The sequence below is a fragment of the Rothia sp. HMSC073B08 genome (assembly GCF_001812975.1).
GTDB lineage: Bacteria > Actinomycetota > Actinomycetes > Actinomycetales > Micrococcaceae > Rothia > Rothia mucilaginosa.
Genome location: NZ_KV811056.1, coordinates 48,624 through 68,035 on the forward strand (window position 1 = coordinate 48,624; position 19,412 = coordinate 68,035).

The 19,412-nt window shown below is 61.8% G+C and carries 16 protein-coding genes and 1 tRNA gene; 9 read left to right on the forward strand and 8 right to left on the reverse strand.

Features of this window, described 5'->3' with window-relative positions:
* Positions 1-241: 241 nt before the first annotated feature.
* From HMPREF2884_RS02710 to HMPREF2884_RS02730, 5 genes are all read right to left on the reverse strand, one after another.
* A complete protein-coding gene (locus HMPREF2884_RS02710) occupies positions 242-835 on the reverse strand; it encodes a flagellar type III secretion system protein FlhB (RefSeq protein WP_005504401.1) in 594 nt (197 codons plus the stop codon).
* 110 nt (positions 836-945) lie between these two features.
* A complete protein-coding gene (locus HMPREF2884_RS02715; RefSeq protein ID WP_239665165.1) occupies positions 946-1,683 on the reverse strand; it encodes an organic solvent tolerance protein OstA in 738 nt (245 codons plus the stop codon).
* 252 nt (positions 1,684-1,935) lie between these two features.
* Entirely contained in the window at positions 1,936-2,601 is a 666-nt protein-coding gene (locus HMPREF2884_RS02720; protein WP_044150051.1) for a hypothetical protein, read from the reverse strand.
* Between the two features lies 1 nt (position 2,602).
* Positions 2,603-3,112, reverse strand: coding sequence for an asparaginase domain-containing protein (locus HMPREF2884_RS02725; RefSeq protein ID WP_080974859.1), 510 nt, complete (start codon positions 3,110-3,112; stop codon positions 2,603-2,605).
* Positions 3,113-3,282: 170 nt separating this feature from the next.
* Positions 3,283-3,355, reverse strand: a tRNA-Lys gene (locus HMPREF2884_RS02730).
* A gap of 87 nt (positions 3,356-3,442) precedes the next feature.
* Here HMPREF2884_RS02730 and HMPREF2884_RS02735 point away from each other — a divergent pair.
* The 6 genes from HMPREF2884_RS02735 (at position 3,443) to HMPREF2884_RS02765 (ending at position 10,717) form a co-directional block, all read left to right on the forward strand.
* Positions 3,443-4,216 (forward strand): histone acetyltransferase, encoded by a 774-nt coding sequence (locus tag HMPREF2884_RS02735; protein WP_083309185.1) that lies wholly within the window; start codon positions 3,443-3,445, stop codon positions 4,214-4,216.
* Positions 4,217-4,634: 418 nt separating this feature from the next.
* Entirely contained in the window at positions 4,635-5,252 is a 618-nt protein-coding gene (locus HMPREF2884_RS02745) for a hypothetical protein (RefSeq protein WP_005504391.1), read from the forward strand.
* Positions 5,252-6,286, forward strand: a complete 1,035-nt coding sequence (locus tag HMPREF2884_RS02750) for an inorganic phosphate transporter (RefSeq protein ID WP_070615402.1) — start codon at positions 5,252-5,254, stop codon at positions 6,284-6,286. The genes HMPREF2884_RS02745 and HMPREF2884_RS02750 overlap by 1 nt, the downstream gene beginning before the upstream one ends.
* 142 nt (positions 6,287-6,428) lie before the next feature.
* The gene (locus HMPREF2884_RS02755; RefSeq protein WP_070615405.1) at positions 6,429-7,511 is read left to right on the forward strand and encodes a glycosyltransferase family 2 protein; all 1,083 of its coding nucleotides are present in this window, start codon (positions 6,429-6,431) and stop codon (positions 7,509-7,511) included.
* Positions 7,512-7,513: 2 nt separating this feature from the next.
* Positions 7,514-9,247 carry a polysaccharide pyruvyl transferase family protein gene (locus HMPREF2884_RS02760; protein ID WP_070615408.1) on the forward strand — a complete coding sequence of 578 codons (1,734 nt, stop codon included), beginning with the start codon at positions 7,514-7,516 and terminating at the stop codon, positions 9,245-9,247.
* A gap of 141 nt (positions 9,248-9,388) precedes the next feature.
* On the forward strand, positions 9,389-10,717 hold the full coding sequence (locus HMPREF2884_RS02765) for an FUSC family protein (protein ID WP_070615411.1): 1,329 nt from the start codon (positions 9,389-9,391) through the stop codon (positions 10,715-10,717).
* A gap of 132 nt (positions 10,718-10,849) precedes the next feature.
* Here HMPREF2884_RS02765 and radA read toward each other — a convergent pair whose 3' ends face one another.
* Positions 10,850-12,283 carry a DNA repair protein RadA gene (gene radA, locus HMPREF2884_RS02770; RefSeq protein WP_049354023.1) on the reverse strand — a complete coding sequence of 478 codons (1,434 nt, stop codon included), beginning with the start codon at positions 12,281-12,283 and terminating at the stop codon, positions 10,850-10,852.
* 208 nt (positions 12,284-12,491) lie between these two features.
* On the opposite strand from radA, the gene disA reads away from it, so the two are divergent.
* Both disA and HMPREF2884_RS02780 read left to right on the forward strand, forming a co-directional pair.
* Positions 12,492-13,568: a DNA integrity scanning diadenylate cyclase DisA gene (gene disA, locus HMPREF2884_RS02775; protein WP_070615415.1), complete on the forward strand. Its 1,077-nt coding sequence runs from the start codon at positions 12,492-12,494 to the stop codon at positions 13,566-13,568.
* Between the two features lie 108 nt (positions 13,569-13,676).
* Complete coding sequence (locus HMPREF2884_RS02780; protein WP_005507607.1) at positions 13,677-13,916, forward strand: hypothetical protein; 240 nt, start codon at positions 13,677-13,679, stop codon at positions 13,914-13,916.
* Between the two features lie 99 nt (positions 13,917-14,015).
* Here the strand turns inward: HMPREF2884_RS02780 and HMPREF2884_RS02785 are convergent, their stop codons facing one another.
* Positions 14,016-14,798, reverse strand: a complete 783-nt coding sequence (locus HMPREF2884_RS02785; protein ID WP_070615419.1) for a hypothetical protein — start codon at positions 14,796-14,798, stop codon at positions 14,016-14,018.
* A gap of 92 nt (positions 14,799-14,890) precedes the next feature.
* Between HMPREF2884_RS02785 and HMPREF2884_RS02790 the strand changes: the two genes are divergently transcribed.
* Positions 14,891-15,913 carry an HhH-GPD family protein gene (locus HMPREF2884_RS02790; protein ID WP_070615422.1) on the forward strand — a complete coding sequence of 341 codons (1,023 nt, stop codon included), beginning with the start codon at positions 14,891-14,893 and terminating at the stop codon, positions 15,911-15,913.
* A gap of 160 nt (positions 15,914-16,073) precedes the next feature.
* Here HMPREF2884_RS02790 and HMPREF2884_RS02795 read toward each other — a convergent pair whose 3' ends face one another.
* The gene (locus HMPREF2884_RS02795; protein ID WP_070615424.1) at positions 16,074-18,641 is read right to left on the reverse strand and encodes an ATP-dependent Clp protease ATP-binding subunit; all 2,568 of its coding nucleotides are present in this window, start codon (positions 18,639-18,641) and stop codon (positions 16,074-16,076) included.
* Positions 18,642-19,412: the final 771 nt, after the last annotated feature.

Genomic DNA, 19,412 nt, shown 5'->3' on the forward strand with positions numbered 1-19,412 from the left:
CGCCAGTCCCCGGTTAAATTCCTGCTCCCTCTCGCCAACTATGCCAAGGTTTCTTTTCGCCTCTTCAAACGCCGCCCGCTCATCATATGTGCGCTTGGCGGCGCCGGGGCTAGTCTGCGATGAGGATTCGTGCGCAGGTTCGGAAGTAGGGTGCACGAGTCATCCTAACTGTGGTTGGGTGAATAAAATTATCGGTGAGCCGCAGACCCGTGTCTCGCAGTGCCCGCGGCAAGAAATGAGGCTAAATCAGGTAATCCTCGCTGCGGCGCACACGCCAATCACGGCGCGCCTCCATATAAGAACGCGACTGACGCGACCACACCAACGCCAACGCCACCACGCACACCAGCATGTACGGACCCGCAATATACACCGGCGTGTACAGCGGCGAAGCGCTACTGAGCAGCAGCTCAACATCCTGGCTCGGCGCACCATTCAACGTGCCCAGAAGAGCCGCCACAGTCAGCATAATCAGCAAAGAAGCCAAAACACCCAACGCTAACGCCACCGACAGCACCAACGCCGCCCACCGGTAACCACGCAGATACGCCACCGTGCAGAAACCATGCAGGGTCACGTTACCGAACGCGCTGACCATTAGGAAAAGCACCGGATAGTACGCCTGCGCATCCACCAGCGACTGGGCGCGCCAGGTCGAAAAATGCGACAAATGGGTAGTCGCATAGGAGACGCCGGTGTATGCAATCAGCGCCAGCCAGCCCACAGCAATAACAAGCAGAACCCAACCCGCCACAGACACGAGAGTGGGGGTGGCGGGCTTCGTAGGATGCGTGGTGTTCGGAGCGGATGGCGGAGAGGACTCGACGGCGGACATAGCTGAATCTTTCGGATATCGGCTGATAGTGTGCGGAAAACGTATGAGCGAGTGTGTGATGTGAGTGTGGGCGGCGGCGCGGCGTTCGTCTACCGCGCCGCCTCAAAACTTTAGGCAGAAGTGGACGGATCAACCGTCGCAGAAATACTTTCAGGTAGCAACGGAGAATCTGCCCGATTCGCCATCGCAATTCGCAAGTTGTTGAAGCGGTAAATGGTCAGCAACGATAAACCGACCTCGCTCAACCAGACCAAGCCCAAGACAACAAGTATCAGCAGGGGGTCAAGCCCCATCGAAACCCCAGCCCAGTCGAGCATCAGCAGCAGGAACGTAATCGGTGAAAGCACCAGCCCCACCGCAACAAACCCAATCAGGGAGCAGATAGCCCAAACGCTATACACGGAGGCGTCCGCCGAATCACGCGGAGGGCGCATCAGCGGCCACATCTGAACCACCAAGTAAAGCGCCGCAACAAACCCAAAGCAAATCGCCAACGGCTGCGTGTACTGGGAGATAATGAGGCCTTCAACCAGGGTCAAAATACACAGAATAACCGCGCGGACCAGCAGGTTCTTCTTGAGCTTCTGCTTGCGCTCCTTCACCTCGTCAGCGGTGTAGGTGCGCAGAAAAGCGGGCAACTGACCCTGCCCCGGGAACGGCGGTAGAGGACCCGTCGGATGCGTACGCACCACAATCGGAGGGTTCGTACCATCCTGAATGATGACGGTAGAAGTCGCCGAAATAACCGGATGCGAGCCAGTCACCACAGGCGGCGCGTTCAGCGGAACGGATACCTCCGGCGTAGCAGGAGTCACGTGACGGATAGGCGCCTGAAAGCGGGTCTGCATACTGATATCTTCATCCGGGTGTTCTGCGGATGAAGCGGCATCTGTGTTCAGGTGTGTAGCGCCCATGAGTGGCCTCCTGGCAGGTGCGGGTCGTGTTTCTGTCTCTACCGTATCACGCGTACTTTAAGGGAATCTGAGCAGTAGCTGGGCGTCGCGGGGAGCGTGTCACACCGCCGCTTATCGCCTCGTTATCACCCCGTCGGAGGCGCGGATACGCGGGGTAGAATCCCCGCCCGCCGGGGCGCGTTAGCCCTACTCCGCTACCTGCGAAGCCTCCGCGTTCGGGTCCTCTGCATGCTGCTGTTCTGCGTTCCGCTGTTCTTCCTCTTGCTTCTTCTGCGTCAGACGCAAGCTCCTACGAACCGCCAAACTATAGAACAGCGAGAACAGAACCTCCAACGCGAACGACGCCATGACCGTCAGCAAGCTCACCGTGTAGAACACGCCCACACGGTCCAGCAGCGTCTGCGGACCCTGCACCGTCACAAGCGCATAGGCAAAGAACGCCGTCATAATCGCCGCCGCGACCCCGGACGCTGCATTCGCCAGCAACACCAACTTCACCGAACGGTTCGCCCGGTAAATCATGGCAACCCACATATGCATCACCAGATAGACCAGCGGCACCGCACCAATCGGGAAAAGCGTGACGCGAATGAAGTAATAAACAGTAATCAGCGAGGGTACGACCAGCAGCAGCACACGCACCAGGTACAGGTTCTTAGCCGGCAGCGGGTAATCACTGGTGACATTCCAGAACTCATCAGCCTGCTGCTCCAGCTCATCCATAGCCTGCAGCTGCATAAGCTGCGCCTGCGACATATGCTCCTGCGGCACAAGATCCGAGGAGCCCTCAACCGGCGCAAGCTCAGCGGCAGAAACCGGTTCACCCCGCCGCATACGAGCGGAATCAGCCATCCTAGCCCTCAAAAATGCCGCGCGAACGGTCCTTACGCACGCTCTCAGCAGGGAAAATACGACCGCTCATGCTGATGTACACACCCGGCTCCAGCAGATTCAGGGCGGCAATAGCGGCACCCAGGTTGAAGCCTGCATCCGAACGAGCCATCACGGCGGGCTGCATCGCACCGGTCAGCACCACGACCTTATTGCCCAGGTCGGCATGCTCCACCAGGTAACGGGCAGTCTCCGGCATGGTGTCGGTACCGTGAGTGATGAGCACCTGGTCGTTAGTGACAGCGTTCAGCGCCTCGGTCAGCTCGGCACGATCCTCATCGGTCATGTCCAGGCTGTCCTTGCCAATCAGCGGACGAATATCGAAGCGCACGTCAGTGATGACGCGGTCCAGCAGGTCCTTAGCGGCAGGCTCACCAATATCCATGGTGCCCGCCACCGAATAGAACTTATCGATCGTGCCGCCAGTGGCAAGAATCGTGATTTCTTCAGGGTTCTTAATGGTGACGCTCACGGGTTTCCTCATCTTTTCGGGTCAACGTACACAAATCAAAAACTGCCAGGCCAACCCGGCAGGACACGCCCCACCACACGGAATCAACACGGGGGTAAAACCCCGCACACGAGGGTGAAGACGCAAAAACCCGCCGACCCCCGCAAAGCGGGAGGCGACGGGTCGGCTAGTGCGCCCTGTGGGGCTCGAACCCACGACCTGCGGATTAAAAGTCCGTAGCTCTACCGACTGAGCTAAAGGCGCTCCTATCCACACAAAACTGAAAGTGTGCAGATAGAAATACTATACACTACCGGCCCCCAGCCAATGAACGGTACACTGGGAAATCCTATGTCTACACCCGCATCATCAACCGGCGCCTCCTGGCGCAGCCGACACCGCACCCACCACCGCCCCGTCCTCTACTCCGCCGAGAAATTTGAACGCCACGAAGGCGGCATGGACCCCGCCGCACGCGAAGAGGCGGCGCACGCCTCCGCACGCATCCTGCTGATGCGCGGACGCGGCACCGACGAGCAGATGACCGAGCGGCTCGTCAGCTTCACCGACGACTACGGTATTGAGATGCTCGCCGAACTCTGGTCGCACGCGAGCGCCCACTCCCTGCCGGGTGCGCTGTGGCGCATGTACTGGCTGCGGGACGTGGTGCATCGTTCGCCACGCGGGGTGAGCCGCGCTTTTGAGCTGGGCATGGCGGAGGATTACCGTTCGCACGTGGTGGCGGGTGTTCCCGACCCGCCGAGTGCCGACGAGGTGGTCCGCACAATTGATGAGATTCTGACGGGCCTGTACACCGGCGATATGGACATTGCGATGGAACGTTGCGCGGCGTTTGCGCACGTGGTGGCGCTGGGTATTCGCACCGATTATGCGCGCTCTGCCGGGCAGGATGGTGCGGTTCCGGGTAGCCATGAGGTGAAGCGTGAGGCGGTGGAGCGTCGTGCTCGTCTGCCGCGTCAGGCTCAGCAGATGGAGCAGATTGCGCACGATTTGGAGGCGGTCGCCGCCCAGCTGCGCGCCGCTGAGGCTAGTCAGCAGGCTAACGGGGGTTCGGAGAGTGATTCTGCGCAGGAAAAATCGCAGACCAACCTCGAAGCATTCTAGTCTTCTGCAACGTTTGGGCGCCTAAAAATGCGGGTTCGTGCCGCGAATTGGCACAGGTTCCACATTGGGTCGCAAAGGCGTGAAAAGCCTGTTTCTAATTGACTCTGCGCCGGGTGCGGGTGGATAATAATTACAAGATGTCGGGTTGCTAATAGGTAGCCCCGGGCTCCAAATCTTTAGCCGCTTCGAGCGGCCTTCCGCCGAGAGGCGCTCCCAACCCGACATCCCTAAACGTTCCGGTGGGGGTCGAGAAATCGACCCCCACCGTTTTTTGTTTAAAACCCTCACGGGCAACCGCGAACAGGTCGGCGCTATAACATTTACTGGTCGTTGCAGTGACGTTTGCGGGTCGAGCGCTCATGAGATACGCGCGGGCTATGCGCACCCGCACCACCCAATACTGGTTAGACTGGGAACTATGCTGCACCGACTTTTCCCCCACGCAAACGAATCCCTCGCCTCCCTCGCTGAAATTTCAGCGCAGGTCGGTGAGGCGGCGGCATTGCTCTCTGAAATGGTCGGCTCCCCCGTCGCGGAGTACCCCGAACTCTTCGAACGCATGCTCACCCACGAGGCGGACTCCACGAACCTGCTGTTCCGAACCCTCACCGAGGTGCGCAGCTCCTTCTCCCCGCCGATTCCGCGTGAAGACCTGTACACGCTGGCACGCAAGCTCACCAACGCCGTTGAGAAGCTCACCAGCGCCGCACACGTGCTGTCCCTGCACAGCATTGACGGCTTCGCCACGCACATCACCTCAATCCTGGATATTATTCAGCGTCAGGCGGTGCTGACCGCCGCCGTCATCCCCAAACTTGCTGATATTCGCGGCCTCGACAACTACTGGATGGACATGCTGCGCATCTCCCGCCAGGCGCTGCGCACCGCCGAAGAATACGACGCGTACATTGCCGAACGCTACACCCCCGAACGGTACCGCCGCTACGCCACCTTCCTGGCGCAGCTGACCGCCGCTTCCAACGCTATGCGTGATGTGTCCGCCGAGATCGGCCGCATTATCGTTCAGGAATCCTAATGCTCCTGGGTCTTCTAGCCTGTTGCGCCTTCATTGCCGCGGTCTACGTGACCGGTGTGCACGACGCCTCAAACGCCGTCGCTGTTCCGGTGCGTACCCGCGCCCTCGGCGAGCGCTCCGCCCTGTACCTTGCCGCGCTCTTCAACGTGCTCGGTGTGGTCGGTGCGTTCCTGCTGCTCGGTGAGTATTCCGCCTCATGGGTGAGTGCCCCGGAGGGTACCACCGGCCTGAACGGCATCGTTGCGGCGTTGCTCGTCTGCGCTATCTGGGGTGTGCTCACCTGGGTTTCGAGGATTCCGTCTTCCTCGACCCACGCGCTGGTGGGTGCCCTTGCCGGCGTGAGCTGGTGGACCCAAACAAGGATCGACAGCGCCGCTGAAGGCTTCGGTTCGCTCGCCTTCCTGCCGCATATTTTTGGGGCGACCCTGCTGCCGCTCTTCTACCTACCGCCGCTCATTTTTCTGCTGTCCTGGCTGATGGTGGTGCCGTTCTACCGCCTCGTGGTGGGGCATAACCCGCGCCTGGTGAATCAGCACGCCCGCGAGGTGCTGGCGGTGTCTGCCTCCGCGATTTCGCTGTTGCACGGCCTGCAGACCGGCTACCTGTACCTGTTGCTGTGGGCGCTGCTGAGCGAACGCATCATAGACCCGGATTTGCTTCAATCTCTCACCCGAGGCGGGATGCTGCTGGGCACCCTCATCATTGCCCTCAGCCTGGGTGCCGGTACGCTAACCGGTGGCCGCCGCATCGGCTACACCTTCGCCTACAAGATGGTGCGCCTAGACCCGTTCCGTGGCGCGGTCGCTCAGGGCACAACCGCGGTGGTGCAGGTGCTCGGCTACTTCCTGCTGCAGGTGCCGTTCTCCTCATCGCACCTGGCGACTGCATCGGCGCTCGGCGCGGGAGTGAACCAGCGTTTTAACGCGTTGAAATCCAGGATTGTTCTGCAGATTCTTCTGGTGTGGCTGGTAACCATTCCGGCGTGCTTTGTGCTCGGTGTGCTGGCAATGGTGGCGCTACAGTCCATCAGCTAAATTTTAGGGGCGGCTCGTGCCCCTGCATGCCCACTGTCGCGGGTTAGCCGGGCGGCGGGTTGAGTCTGAACAGTGCACACCTTCATAATGGGTTGAGTTCCTGGGCTGGCACGGGCCCATTCACCCTCGACTGATTGTGGTTATGTCTTCCCCTACCGTAGCTATTCTGGTCCGCACGAAGGGCCGCCCCCGCTTCTTGAGCCGCGCGCTGGAGAATATTGCGCAGCAGACCTTCACCGACTACACGGTCTGCGTGATTAACGACGGAGGCGACGAGCAGGCAACCCGCGCCGTCATTGAGGCTTCCCCGCTGGGTTTGCTGGGTTCTAACGCGCAGGATTCCAGCCGCGTGCAGCTGCTGACCACCGCTGGCGGCAACATGGAGGCGGCATCCAACGCCGGTTTGGCGGCGACCACCTCCGAATACGTGGCGATTCACGATGACGACGACCTGTGGGCACCCGAGTTCCTGGAGCGCACCGTCGCGGCGCTGGAAGAGAGCGGCGCGCTCATGTGCACCACCCGCGTTGTGGAGCGGTACGAACGTGAGAACGCCGACGGCGAGTTCGAGGTGTACGAGGAGCGTATTTTCCACGACGGCCTGCCCGGCATGGGTTTGCAGTTCCTCTTCCGCACGAACCGTGCCGTGCCAATCGGTATTCTCTACCGCCGCAGCCTACACGAGCTGGTCGGTTTCTACGACGAGTCCCTGCCGGTGGTCGGCGACTGGGAGTTCAACATGCGTGCCGCCTCCGTTGCGGATATTCTGCTGGTGGATGAGCCGCTGGCGTACTGGTCGCTACGCCCCGACGCAGAAGGTGCTGAGGCAAATAGCGTGAAGCGTCAGGCTGATCATGCCCGCTTCGATTCGTTGGTGCGTGCCCGCGCTATCCGCGAGGATCTGCAGGCGGGTGCCCGACCCGGTGCGTACCTGTATCAGGCGCATTTGGCGGCTGACCTGGAGCGTCGCGTGATTGACGGGCACGATCTGACCCGCGAATCCCTAGATATTCTGCGCTCTATTGAGAGCCGCCTGGAACGTATCGAGGCCCGTCAGCAGGCTATTGAGAACCGCCAGCAGGCTATTGAGGAGCGTCTGCGGGTTCTGAAGCACCTGCGCACCCCGGGCCGCGCGCTGCGTTCCTTGGCGAAGCGTTCCCTGGTTCGTCGCGGTGCTGAGGCTGGTTCGGCAGAGGCTGGGTCGGCAGATCAGAAGGGCGCATAGCCATGACAGAGAACAATCATTCTTCTACAGCACTGCCCGTTACTGAAGCACCGCGCGTGCTCGTCATTGGCGATATCGGCCAGCACACCTACCACGTGGGCGACGAAGCCATGACCATCGCGAGCGCGGCAGCGCTTTCCGAAGGCGGCGCGGCGGTCACCCTCATGACCCGCGATGTGGGCCACTCGGCGCGCTATATTGGCGCAGCGGTGAATCATGAGGCGGCACAGCATGAGGCGGGCGCGCCCTACGAGTACCTGCCGTTTTTCCTCTTCCCCTGGGCGCCGGCTGAACGCGAGCTGACCCTCGCGGCGCTCGAGTGCGTCCTGACGCAGCTGCACGCCGACCGAGAGCGCCCCTCCACCTCTGAGCTGGTAGCTCTGCCGCAGGTGCAGGCGCTGCCGGAGGTGTTACATCCCCTGGCGCAGACCGTTGAGCGCATGGTGGAATTCGCGGACGCTATCGCTGCCATGGACGCGGTCGTGGTCTCCGGCGGCGGCAACCTCAATTCCCGCTACGGCTGGCTGCTCTACGAACGCGCCGCCGCAGTGCGTGCCGCCGAGCATGCGGGCGTGCCCGTGTACGTGACCGGCCAGTCCCTGGGCCCGGTGCTCAGCCCCGAGGACGCGCAGGTTCTGGAGCGTATGCTGCGCACCGCCCGTTCGGTGACGGTGCGCGAACATTCTTCCCTTGCCTGGTGCCGTGAGCGGGGTATTGATGCGCGCCTGAGCGTGGACGACGCCACCGACTACCTGGTGGACTCCCCGGCACGCACCCTGCGCTATGCAGAGGGTATTTCCGCAGGTCAGATGCTTAACAAGCTGCCGGAACACTACGTCTGCGTGACCGTCAACGAGTGCACCGAACAGCAGGCACAGCAGATTGCGCGTCTACTCAATGGTATGTGGCGCGAGCACGGCTACGCCCCCGTGTTCCTGAGCCATTTTGGCGACCCGCAGGACCCGACCAGCGGCGATATTCAGGCGCACCATCGCATCGCCGAGCAGCTCAGTCCCTCCACCCCTGCGACCCTGCTACCGATTCTGCACGCCGACCAGAGCGTCACCGTGCACCGTGGCGCGGCGTTCACGCTGACCAGCCGCTACCACCCGGCGGTGTTCTCTGCCGCGGCGGGTATTCCCGTGCTCGCCCTCGTGCCGGACGCTTTCACGCAGATGCGCGTGGGCGGTGCCCTGCGTCAGTACGGGCTGGGCGAGTTCACCCTGCCGCTGGGCATGCTCGCCGGTGGCGTTCCCGAGCTGATGGTTGCCGCCGCCCTGCGGCACGCGGCGGTGGCATCGGATGCACGCCGCACCGAACTGCTGGAGGTACTGCGCACCGAGCGTGCCTACCTGATCGCGCAGATTCTTGCCCCCGATGCAGAAACTAGCGGCAAGGCAGAAGCCCCCGCGCCTTTTCCTGCCGCAGAGCAAACCCCGGCTCTCCCCGAGCCGCTGGGTGCGACCGTCCGTGCCGCCCGCGAGCTCTTCACCGAAACCTCCCTCACCGCTGGGTTTGAGTGGGCAATGTCCGACCGGGCGCACTCCTGGGATGCCGAGCACCGCCGGCAGCTCGAATACGCCCGCGCTATCGGTGGTGCGTACAGTGCGCACGGTATTCACGGGGCGCACGGCGCCGAAGAAACGCATCCTGTCACCGTTGAGCCTGAGTCATCTGCTGAGGCACCCGCCCGGCAGGGTCTGCTGGCGAAGGTAGCGCGGCGCCTCCGCGGCTAGATTCGCGGCTGAGCCCTTGAGCTAAAGTTTCCGCGCGAAAAACCACCCAAGCCAGAGTGCTATGCGGGGGCCGGGGCGCGGGGTCTCTCACACTTGCCCCCAACACTGCCCCAGCCTCTTGTGCACCGCACACGCGCCGGTATGATGGTGCTCATGGCACGCTTCGCAGAGATTCTACGCACTACTGAACAGAACACCCGGCAGTTCATTCATGAGGGTATTCACCGAGTCCGAGCAGACTTCTTTCAGTCTGTGCAGATTGTTGCGGCGTCTATGGGCGCTTGGCTTTTCGCTGAGCACATCCTGGGCCACCAGGAACCCATTTTCGCGCCGGTCGCTGCCCTCGTATCCCTCGGCTATGTAAGCGGCGCTAAGCATTCCCGCCGAATCCTTGAGGTCTCCTTCGGCGTGACCCTCGGCATTCTCATTGGCGACCTTCTGCTGATTCTGCTCGGTCACGGTACCTGGCAGGCGGCAGTGGTGCTTTTCTTGACCGTGATTATTGCCCGATTTATTGATAAGGGCATTATTTTTACGATTCAGCTCAGCTTCCAGGCCTGTTTCACGTTGCTGCTGCCCGTACCTGACGATGCGTTCACCCGCAGTTTCGACGGTATCGTTGGTGGCGCCTTTGCGTTCCTCGCCATGTACCTGATGCCGCGCGACCCGCGTAAGAACCCGCGTGCCCGCGCGCAGGCTCTCATGGATGCGTTCGCGAAGGTTTTCCAGCTTTCCTCTGAGGCAATCCGCTACTACGACTACAACAAGGCGTACCAGAGCCTGCTTGATGCACGCGCCCTGCAACCACTGTATGATGCGTGCCGAGGCGACCTAATCACCGCGCAGGGTATGAATGAGCTGTCCTGGAATAGCCGCAAGAGCAAGGGCGAGCTGGCGCGCATGGCAAAGACCCTCGCCGCGGTGGATTTGGCGATCCGTAACGACCGTGTGCTCAACCGCCGCATGGCGTCCACGATTCACCACGTGCAGCTACGCACTGCCGCGCAGCTCTCGCTCAGTGACGCGCTGACCGAGCTGTCGGTGGCGGCACAGAGCCTCGGCTTGGGCATGTCTGCCCCGACGGAGGGCGAACGCGAGCACTACATGATGGAGGCACGCGAGCGCATGATTAAGCTTGCCGGCACCCTCGAGCCGCGCACGATGGGTGTGGCAACCTTTGAGGGCGAGTCGCTCGTGCTGATGCTCCGCCTGATTGTGGTGGACTTTATGGAGGCAACCGGTATGTCCCACAAGGACGCCGTGGCGGTTCTGGTGCCCCTGGGTGAGGCGGTCACCAAACATGCACCGCGTACCTCGGCAATCCCGATTGTTGACGCTGACATGGACGACTCCACGGTGGTTGATGACGTGACCGATAGCGCGGTGAACACCCACCACACGAACAAGCTCAACACCCGCTCGATCAACATCATGTTGCACGAGAACGAGGAGGAGAGCCGCTCCTCCTAGCGGGTTTCTGGAGGGTTTCTAGCGGGGTCAGCGGCAACCCATCAAGACGCAACGGAGGGGGCTCCCGGCCGGTATTCACGCCAGCCGGGAGCCCCCTCCTCCGCTATCTCTATGCTGTTGATGCGCGGGCGGTTACTTCTGTGGGAAGAGCAGCGCGAGCGCCTCGCCCAGGGTGGTTACCTCACGCACGGTCACGCCCTCGGGCACGTCCCCCACGCCGGTCGGGGAGGCGGGCACCAGCACGTGCGTGAAGCCCAGGCGGCCCACCTCCGCAATGCGCTGGCGGATGCCCGGCACGGCGCGCACTTCACCGGCCAGGCCCACCTCGCCGAAGACTGCGAGTTTGCGCGGTAGCGGCTTATTTTGCGCCGCCGAGGCAAGCGCCATAACGCACGCCAGGTCGGCGGCGGGCTCGGCAATTTTTGCGCCGCCCACCGTGGATACATAGCAGTCGAGCTTGCCCACGTTCAGCCCGGCGCGGCGCTGCAGCACCGCCAGCAGCATCTGAATACGCGCCGAATCCAGGCCCGAAACGGTACGGCGCGGGGCGGGTGCCACCGCCTGATCCAGTAGCGCCTGTACCTCCGCGAGCAGGGGTCGGCGGCCCTCCATCGTGACGGTCACGCAGGTGCCCGCCACCGGGTGCGGGGTACTGGAGACGAACATGCCGGAGGGGTCCAGCACCGGTGCGATGCCGTCCTCGTGCATGTCGAAGCAGCCCACCTCGTCGGTGGGTCCGAAGCGGTTCTTAATCGCGCGTAGCATGCGGATATTCGAGTGCTTATCGCCCTCGAACTGGCAGACCACGTCCACCAGGTGCTCAAGCAGGCGCGGGCCCGCGATGGTGCCTTCCTTAGTCACGTGACCCACGAGCAGGGTGCACATATTGCGTTCCTTAGCCGCGGCAATCACGGAGGCGGCAACCTCACGCACCTGGGTCACACCGCCGGCGCTACCCTCAACTTCCGCGGAGGCGAGGGTCTGCACCGAGTCGATGACCAGCAGGGAGGGGTTGACCTGCTCAATATGCGCTAGGGCGGTGCCGAGGTCAGTTTCGCTGGTCAGGTAGAGGGTGTCCGCGATGGCGCCGATGCGGTCGGCGCGGAGTTTGACCTGCGCGGCGGATTCCTCGCCGGTGATGTACAGGACCGGGCGCGGCGGCTGGGGTGCGATATTCTGCGCCCCCTGCTGTCCCGCAATCCCGGCGGTGCCGCGCGCGAAGGTGGCGGCGACATCCAGCAGCAGGGTGGATTTGCCCACGCCGGGTTCGCCCGCCATGAGGATGACCGCGCCGGGTACGAGTCCACCACCGAGCACGCGATCAAATTCGGGGTTTCCGGTGCTCATGTAGGCGGCTACGCGCGAGTCGACTTCTGCAATGGGCTGGGCGGGTTTCTGCACGCTGGATGCGGCGCGGGTGCGCGCACGGGTGCCCCCGGCGGCTTCTTCGACGGTGCCCCAGGTTTGGCATTCGCCGCAGCGGCCTACCCATTTGGCGGTGGTCCAGCCGCATTCGGTGCAGCGGTAGGCGGGTGCGGTTTTGGTGTTTTTCGTGCGCGCGGTCATGGGTCTATTTTAGGGTCTGGGGCGATATGGTGCGCGGTGTTTAGTCACGGCGAAAAGGGGTACCGCAGAACACACTTTTACCCTTAAATGCAGATAGTTTCACCTCGTGCACTCCCGTATAAATATCGAGAATATCCGTTCGCTTTTGAGGCACTTTAGCCCGCCGTTCCGCCCCTGACCTGGCTCAATAACCACCCTTACAGGTACAATGTTTTTTGTGCAGATGAATTATAGTGACCTATTGCTTAAAACTATCGCCCGAATCGCCCCCGGCACCGAGCTCCGCGAGGGCCTGGAACGCATCATGCGTGGCCGTACGGGCGCGCTCATCGTACTCGGATCCGACCGCACCGTATCCTCCCTGTCTTCGGGCGGTTTCAACATCGACACCGAGTTCTCGGCAACGCGCCTGCGCGAGCTGGCGAAGATGGACGGCGCTATCATCTGCGACCGTGACGCCACCCGCCTGTTGCACGCCGGCGTGCAGCTCATGCCGGACGCCTCCATTGACACGAACGAGTCCGGTACCCGCCACCGCACCGCCGAACGCACCGCGATTCAGACCGGTTTCCCGGTGATTTCGGTGAGCGCGTCGATGTCTATGATTTCGGTGTACGTTGACGGCACCCGCTACACGGTCGAGGACAGCCAGTACCTCATGGCCCGCGCGAACCAGGCGATTCAGACCCTTGAAAGCTATAAGAAGCGCCTGCGTTCGGTGCTTTCCTCACTCTCGGCCCTGGAGATTGAGTCCAACGTGTCCCTGGCGGATGTGGCGATGACCCTTCAGCGTATGGAGATGGTGAACCGCATTATCCGCGAGGTCAGCCACTACGTGCTGGAGCTCGGCGTGCACGGCCGCCTGATTGCCCTGCAGCTGGAGGAGCTGCGCGCCCCCGAGATGACCGCCAGCGATCTGATTCTGCGCGACTATCTGCCCGAGACGAATGACGAGCTGATCGCCGCCGGCGTTGAGGCGCTTCAGAACCTGGACGATATGGCTATCGTGGATCTGCGCACGATTGCCCGCACTGTCGGCTTTGGCGAGAACCCCGACCTGGAGTTCCCCCTGCAGCCTCGCGGTTTCCGTCTGCTCGCCGGTATTCCGAGCATCCCGAACGCTATTTCTGAGCGTCTGGTGGAGCGCTTCGGCAGCCTGCAGGCTCTCATGGCGGCATCCCTTGAGGACCTGCGTGCCGTGGACGGTGTGGGTGAGGCTCGCGCCCGCACGGTGCGTGAGCAGCTCTCCCGCATGGCCGAGAGCAGCCTAGAAAAATACATCTAGAAGTACATCTACTCGGCGGCCTTTTCCTGCCCCACAAGAACCTTTTGCATTATGATGTAGTGACAGTGGAGGTTACCCTTCACACCTTGACACCCCAAGGAGGTCACAATGTCATACTCACGAGCTAAGTATCCGTCGGCTAAGCGCCCCGTCCCGTTCTTCGTGTGGGCGTCCCCCATTCTGTTCCTGATTTACCTGCCGCTACTGTGGTTCAAGGTCATCCCCAATTCCTTTGAGGTGACCGACCTGTCCACCCTGCTTTTGGCGGCACTACAGTGGACCGCATTCGGTAGCCTGCTCGGGTACCTGGGCGAGCGCCGCTTCGCCAAGCCTCGCGCCTCCAAATAGCGCCACGCAATAGACCTATACAAAAAGCCCCCGTGCCGGAGAATATCCAGCACGGGGGCTTTTGCGTGCCCATTCACGGGCGAAAACTATAGAAGTGAACTACTGAATCACAAAGTTCACCTGAGCCGAAGTCACACCATTCACCGTGGCAGTCGCCCAGTAAGATCCCTTCTGAGCGGTCGAAGCGGAGGAGCAACCCAGGACGTTGATCTTACGATCCCACGCCAGGTCGGTTGCACCCTCAGCACCTGCGGCTACCTCAGACTTCTGAACGGCGGTCGCCGCGCACAGGCTACGGGTGTACACCTGAGCTGCACCGGAAGTAATGTTCAGGTCCACGCCGGTGTTTGCACCCTCGCCGCCCACAGCGCAGGGGGTCTTCGAGGAATTCGTGTAGGTCACGTGGAAGGACACCTGCTCACCGGCTGCGAAGGTACGCTTCGCGGGGGTGACGGTCACCTTCAGGTCGTTCGCGGTGCACGCCGCAACAACAGCCGCAGTGGTCACGCTCGGAGTCGGCGCGGGCGTGGTCGGGGTTGCTACGGGGGTAGCGGTGGTCGCGCTTGCAGTGGGTGCTACAGATGCAGTCACCGAAGGGGTTACTGATGCGCTAGCCGAGGCAGTTGCGGTAGCCGAGGCAGTCGCACTAGCGGACGGGGTTGCCGAAGCAGTTTCGGAGGGGCGAGCACTGAAGCTCTGGAAGGGCGCGCCGGAAGCCGTCGCGGTGGAGGCTACAGTGGCGTCCTTCTTGCCGTTAATCATGCCGACCATGGAGGTCACGCCGGCAACCAGCAGCAGAATAATAGCAAGCAGAGCAATAACCGCCACGATGCGACGGCGGCGGTAGACTTCGGGAGGCAGAACGGGACCATTTTCAGACATACCTCAAGGATACCGGGTTTAACCCTGAGATTCACAGTGAACTCTGTTCATGCGGTTTTGGGAATATATGCCCCGTGGCGTAGGCTTTTCGGATGACCACAGAAGCATCCACCCCTACCCAACACCTCCCTGAAGGAACTAATGTTGAAGCGCTTCACCAACGCATCAACCAGTGGTTCCTCGACCAGGCACGCGACCTTCCGTGGCGCCGCGACGAGTGCACCCCCTGGGGTGTGATGGTCAGCGAGTTCATGCTACAGCAGACCCCCGTCAAGCGCGTGCTGCCCGTGTGGGAGGAGTGGATGCGCCGCTGGCCCGCCCCCGCTGACCTTGCCGCCGAGCCCACCTCGGAGGCGGTGCGCGCCTGGGGCCGCCTGGGTTACCCGCGCCGCGCGCAGCGTCTGCACGGTGCCGCTGTAGCGATTGTGGAGCAGCACGGCGGCGAGGTTCCCGCCGACTACGATGCGCTACTGGCGCTGCCGGGCGTGGGTTCCTACACGGCGGCGGCGATTAGCGTGTTCGCGTTTGGTCTGCGCGCCACGGTGATTGATACGAATATCCGCCGCGTGCATGCGCGCGCTGTATCCGGCAAGGCGTTGCCCTCGCGTTCGTTGACGGCGGCCGAGACTCGCCTGGCGGAGGCACTCATGCCCGCCGACACCCCCACCTCCTGCCTGTGGAACGCGGCGACCATGGAGCTCGGTGCGCTGGTCTGCACGGCAAAGTCCCCAACCTGTCAGCTGTGCCCGGTGGAGGATCTGTGTGCCTGGGTTGCGGCAGGTAAGCCGGAGGCGGAGTACACCCCCAAGGGTCAGAGCTGGCACGGCACGGACCGCCAGGTGCGCGGCGCAGTCATGGCGGTGTTGCGTGCGGCGCATGAGCCAGTGGAACGCGACCTCATCCTGGGTGCAGGCACCACTGCGGCCACTGGTGCATCAGCTTCGCCTGACTTGGCCTTCCCGGCGGATGCACCCGCCGCGGTGCATCGCCCGCTCAAGGCGCTGTATGCGCTCTCCCCCGCCGCCGAGCAGCTGCAGCGCTGCTACGCGGGGCTTCTGGCGGACTCTCTGGCACGCGAAGTCACGCAGGGCGATGCAGTGCTCGTCTCGCTCTAGTACCTGCCGTAGAAAGGCTCCTGGGGGCTTCTAGAGCCTCCCCAAGACTTAGAGCCTCGCAAACACATAGAAACGCCTGTGGGGCGGTACCGAATTATTCGGTACCGCCCCACAGGCGTTTAGTGCGCTAAGCCTAGCTACCTAGGACTTATTCCAGAGCTTAGTCGTTGCCCTGGCCCTCAGCGGCAGGTGCCTCAGCTGCAGGAGCCTCTGCGGCATCCTCGTTCAGCTCCTGCACCGAGTCCAGAGCCAGCTCCTTCATCGACTGAGAAGAGAAGACGAACTTCGCGGAGTCGCCCTCACCCTCAACGTCCACGGTGATCTTCTCACCGGGCTTGATGTCGCCGAAGAGGATCTTCTCAGACAGGGCGTCCTCAATGTTGCGCTGCATCTCGCGGCGCAGAGGACGAGCACCCATGGACGGGTCGTAACCCTTAGCCGCCATGAGAACCTTCGCAGCGTTGGTCAGCTCAATGGACATATCCTGCTCCGCCAGGCGCTTAGCCAGGCGACCCACGAACAGGTCCACAATCTGCAGAATCTCAGACTCGGAGAGCTGCGGGAAGACGATAATGTCATCCACACGGTTCAGGAACTCGGGGCGGAAGTGCTCCTTGAGGTTCTCCATCACGCGTGCCTGCATACGCTCGTAGTCGGCTGCAGTGTCATCCATCGCCTGGAAACCAACCGGGATGCGGCGGTTCACGTCACGCGAACCCAGGTTGGTGGTCATGATGATGACGGTGTTCTTGAAGTCCACCACGCGACCCTGCGAGTCGGTCAGGCGACCGTCTTCCAGAATCTGCAGCAGCGAGTTGAACAGGTCGGCGTGGGCCTTCTCAACCTCGTCGAACAGGACCACGGAGAACGGCTTGCGGCGGACCTTCTCGGTCAGCTGGCCGCCCTCATCGTAGCCAACGTAGCCGGGAGGCGCACCGAACAGACGGGAGACGGTGTGCTTCTCCTGGTACTCGGACATATCCAGGGTGATGAGCGAATCCTCATCGCCAAACAGGAACTCGGCAAGAGCCTTGGCAAGCTCGGTCTTACCCACACCGGTCGGACCGGCGAAGATGAACGAACCACCGGGACGGCGCGGGTCCTTCAGACCTGCGCGGGTACGGCGGATAGCGCGGGACAGTGCCGCAATAGCGTGCTCCTGACCGATAACGCGCTTGTGGAGCTCCTGCTCCATGGTCAGCAGGCGGCTGGACTCTTCCTCGGTGATCTTGTAGACGGGAACACCGGTGGAAGCGGCCAGAACCTCAGAAATAACCTCGGGGGTCACGGTGCCGAATGCGTCGCCGCCTTCGCGCCATGCCTTCTCGGCTTCTTCCTTCTCAGCCAGGACCTTCTGCTCCTGATCACGCAGGCCTGCGGCCTTCTCGTAATCCTGGGAGTTGATGGCGTCTTCCTTCTGCTGGCGCAGCTTGGCGGCCTTCTCGTCGAGCAGCTTGATTTCCGGGGGTGCGGTCATGCGCTTGATGCGCAGGCGTGCGCCCGCCTCGTCAATCAGGTCGACAGCCTTATCCGGCAGGAAGCGGTCAGAGATGTAGCGTGCCGCAAGGTTCACGGCAGTCTCGATAGCCTCGTCGGTAATGGTGACGCGGTGGTGTGCCTCGTACTTATCGCGCACGCCCTTGAGGATCTGCACGGCGAGCTCCTGAGAGGGCTCATCAACCTGAATCGGCTGGAAGCGGCGTTCCAGGGCGGCGTCCTTCTCAATGTGCTTGCGGTACTCGTCCAGGGTGGTTGCACCGATGGTCTGCAGTTCGCCTCGAGCCAGCATGGGCTTGAGGATGGAGGCAGCGTCAATTGCGCCCTCTGCGGCACCTGCACCAACGAGGGTGTGGATCTCGTCAATGAACAGGATGATGTCGCCGCGGGAGCGAATCTCCTTCAGAACCTTCTTCAGGCGCTCTTCGAAGTCACCGCGGTAGCGCGAACCTGCGACCAGGGAGCCCAGGTCCAGGGTGTACAGGTGCTTGTCCTTGAGGGTTTCGGGGACGTCACCGTGCACGATAGCCTGTGCCAGGCCCTCCACGACGGCGGTCTTACCGACACCGGGCTCACCAATCAGCACGGGGTTGTTCTTAGTACGGCGGGAGAGGACCTGCATGACGCGTTCCATCTCCTTGTGGCGGCCGATGACCGGGTCCAGCTCGCCCTCACGCGCTGCTGCGGTGAGGTTGCGGCCGAACTGATCCAGGATGGTCGAACCCGCGGGAGTGCCTTCGCGAGAGTTGCCTGCACCCACGCCGGCGGTTTCCTTTTCACCGGAGTTGTTGCCGGGGTAGCCGGAAATCAAGTCCATCACGGCCTGGCGCACGGCAGCGGGCTCAGCGCCCAGCTTGACCAGCACCTGGTTTGCCACGCCCTCGTTTGCACGAACCATGCCCAGCAGGATGTGTTCGGTGCCGATGTAGCCGTGGTTCAGCTGAATAGCCTCGCGCATGGACAGTTCGAGAACCTTCTTCGCGCGCGGGGTGAAGGGGATGTGGCCATTAGGCGCCTGGGGGCCGGGGCCGACGATGTCCTGAACCTGTTCACGTACTGCGTTCAGGGTAACGCCCAATGATTCCAGGGCGCGGGCACCGATGCCTTCGCCCTCGTGAATCAGACCGAGCAGAAGGTGTTCGGTACCGATGTAGTTGTGGTTGAGCATGCGTGCCTCTTCCTGGGCAAGCACCACAACGCGCCGAGCTCGATCGGTAAAGCGTTCAAACATTTACGCACTCCTTGCATTTTCCTATTGATACAAGAGTACGTTGAGCGCGGCTGAAAGGGCGGGCTGATGGGCGTCTGTTCGCCATCAAGAGAACAGATGAGCTGTTCCGGGCGTTCTAGGGGCGGTTTAGGCGCGGCTTCGGGGCTTCTGGCGGGGTTCGGGGGCGGTTTTGAGGGGTCTAGCTCACGCAGGTGAGCCTACCCTGAAGATGGACGGGTGCCGCCCGGTCGGTGCTACCTGTTTTTGCCGGGGCTGGCTGTTTTTGCGGAGGCAGTCTGTGCAGAGTGTGCGCATATTACCGTCGGATGTACCGCGGGAAGGTGCTACAGGTGGGTTCTGAGGGACTACAGTGCCAATACGAGGGTTTGCGGAAGAGGTGAACGCACAAGAACCCACACAGACCAACACCTAAACCCCTTGTTTCCTGCACGTGCATGAATATATTGCAGAAATTTTTAAAAATTTATATGTTTAAGTGAGAAATTTCAATAATTCGCAAAAATATATACGGCACCATTTCCGGTATATATTTCCGCATAATATTCAGGCGATCTGCGTCAGAATTCCATCCGATAATCATCTCGACATCAGAGGAAATCCCCACGTTGACACATAGGTAGGGCACTTATTATTTTCGACTCTATTCAGGGTGCGCTCTGTACCTCTTACAGAGGGAATATCTCGGCGCACAACAACGGCACATAACAACCGCACCGAAGAGATTAATGCAACAACACCTTTAGCGGCTCTTCCGAGTTGAGTGTGGGTGAC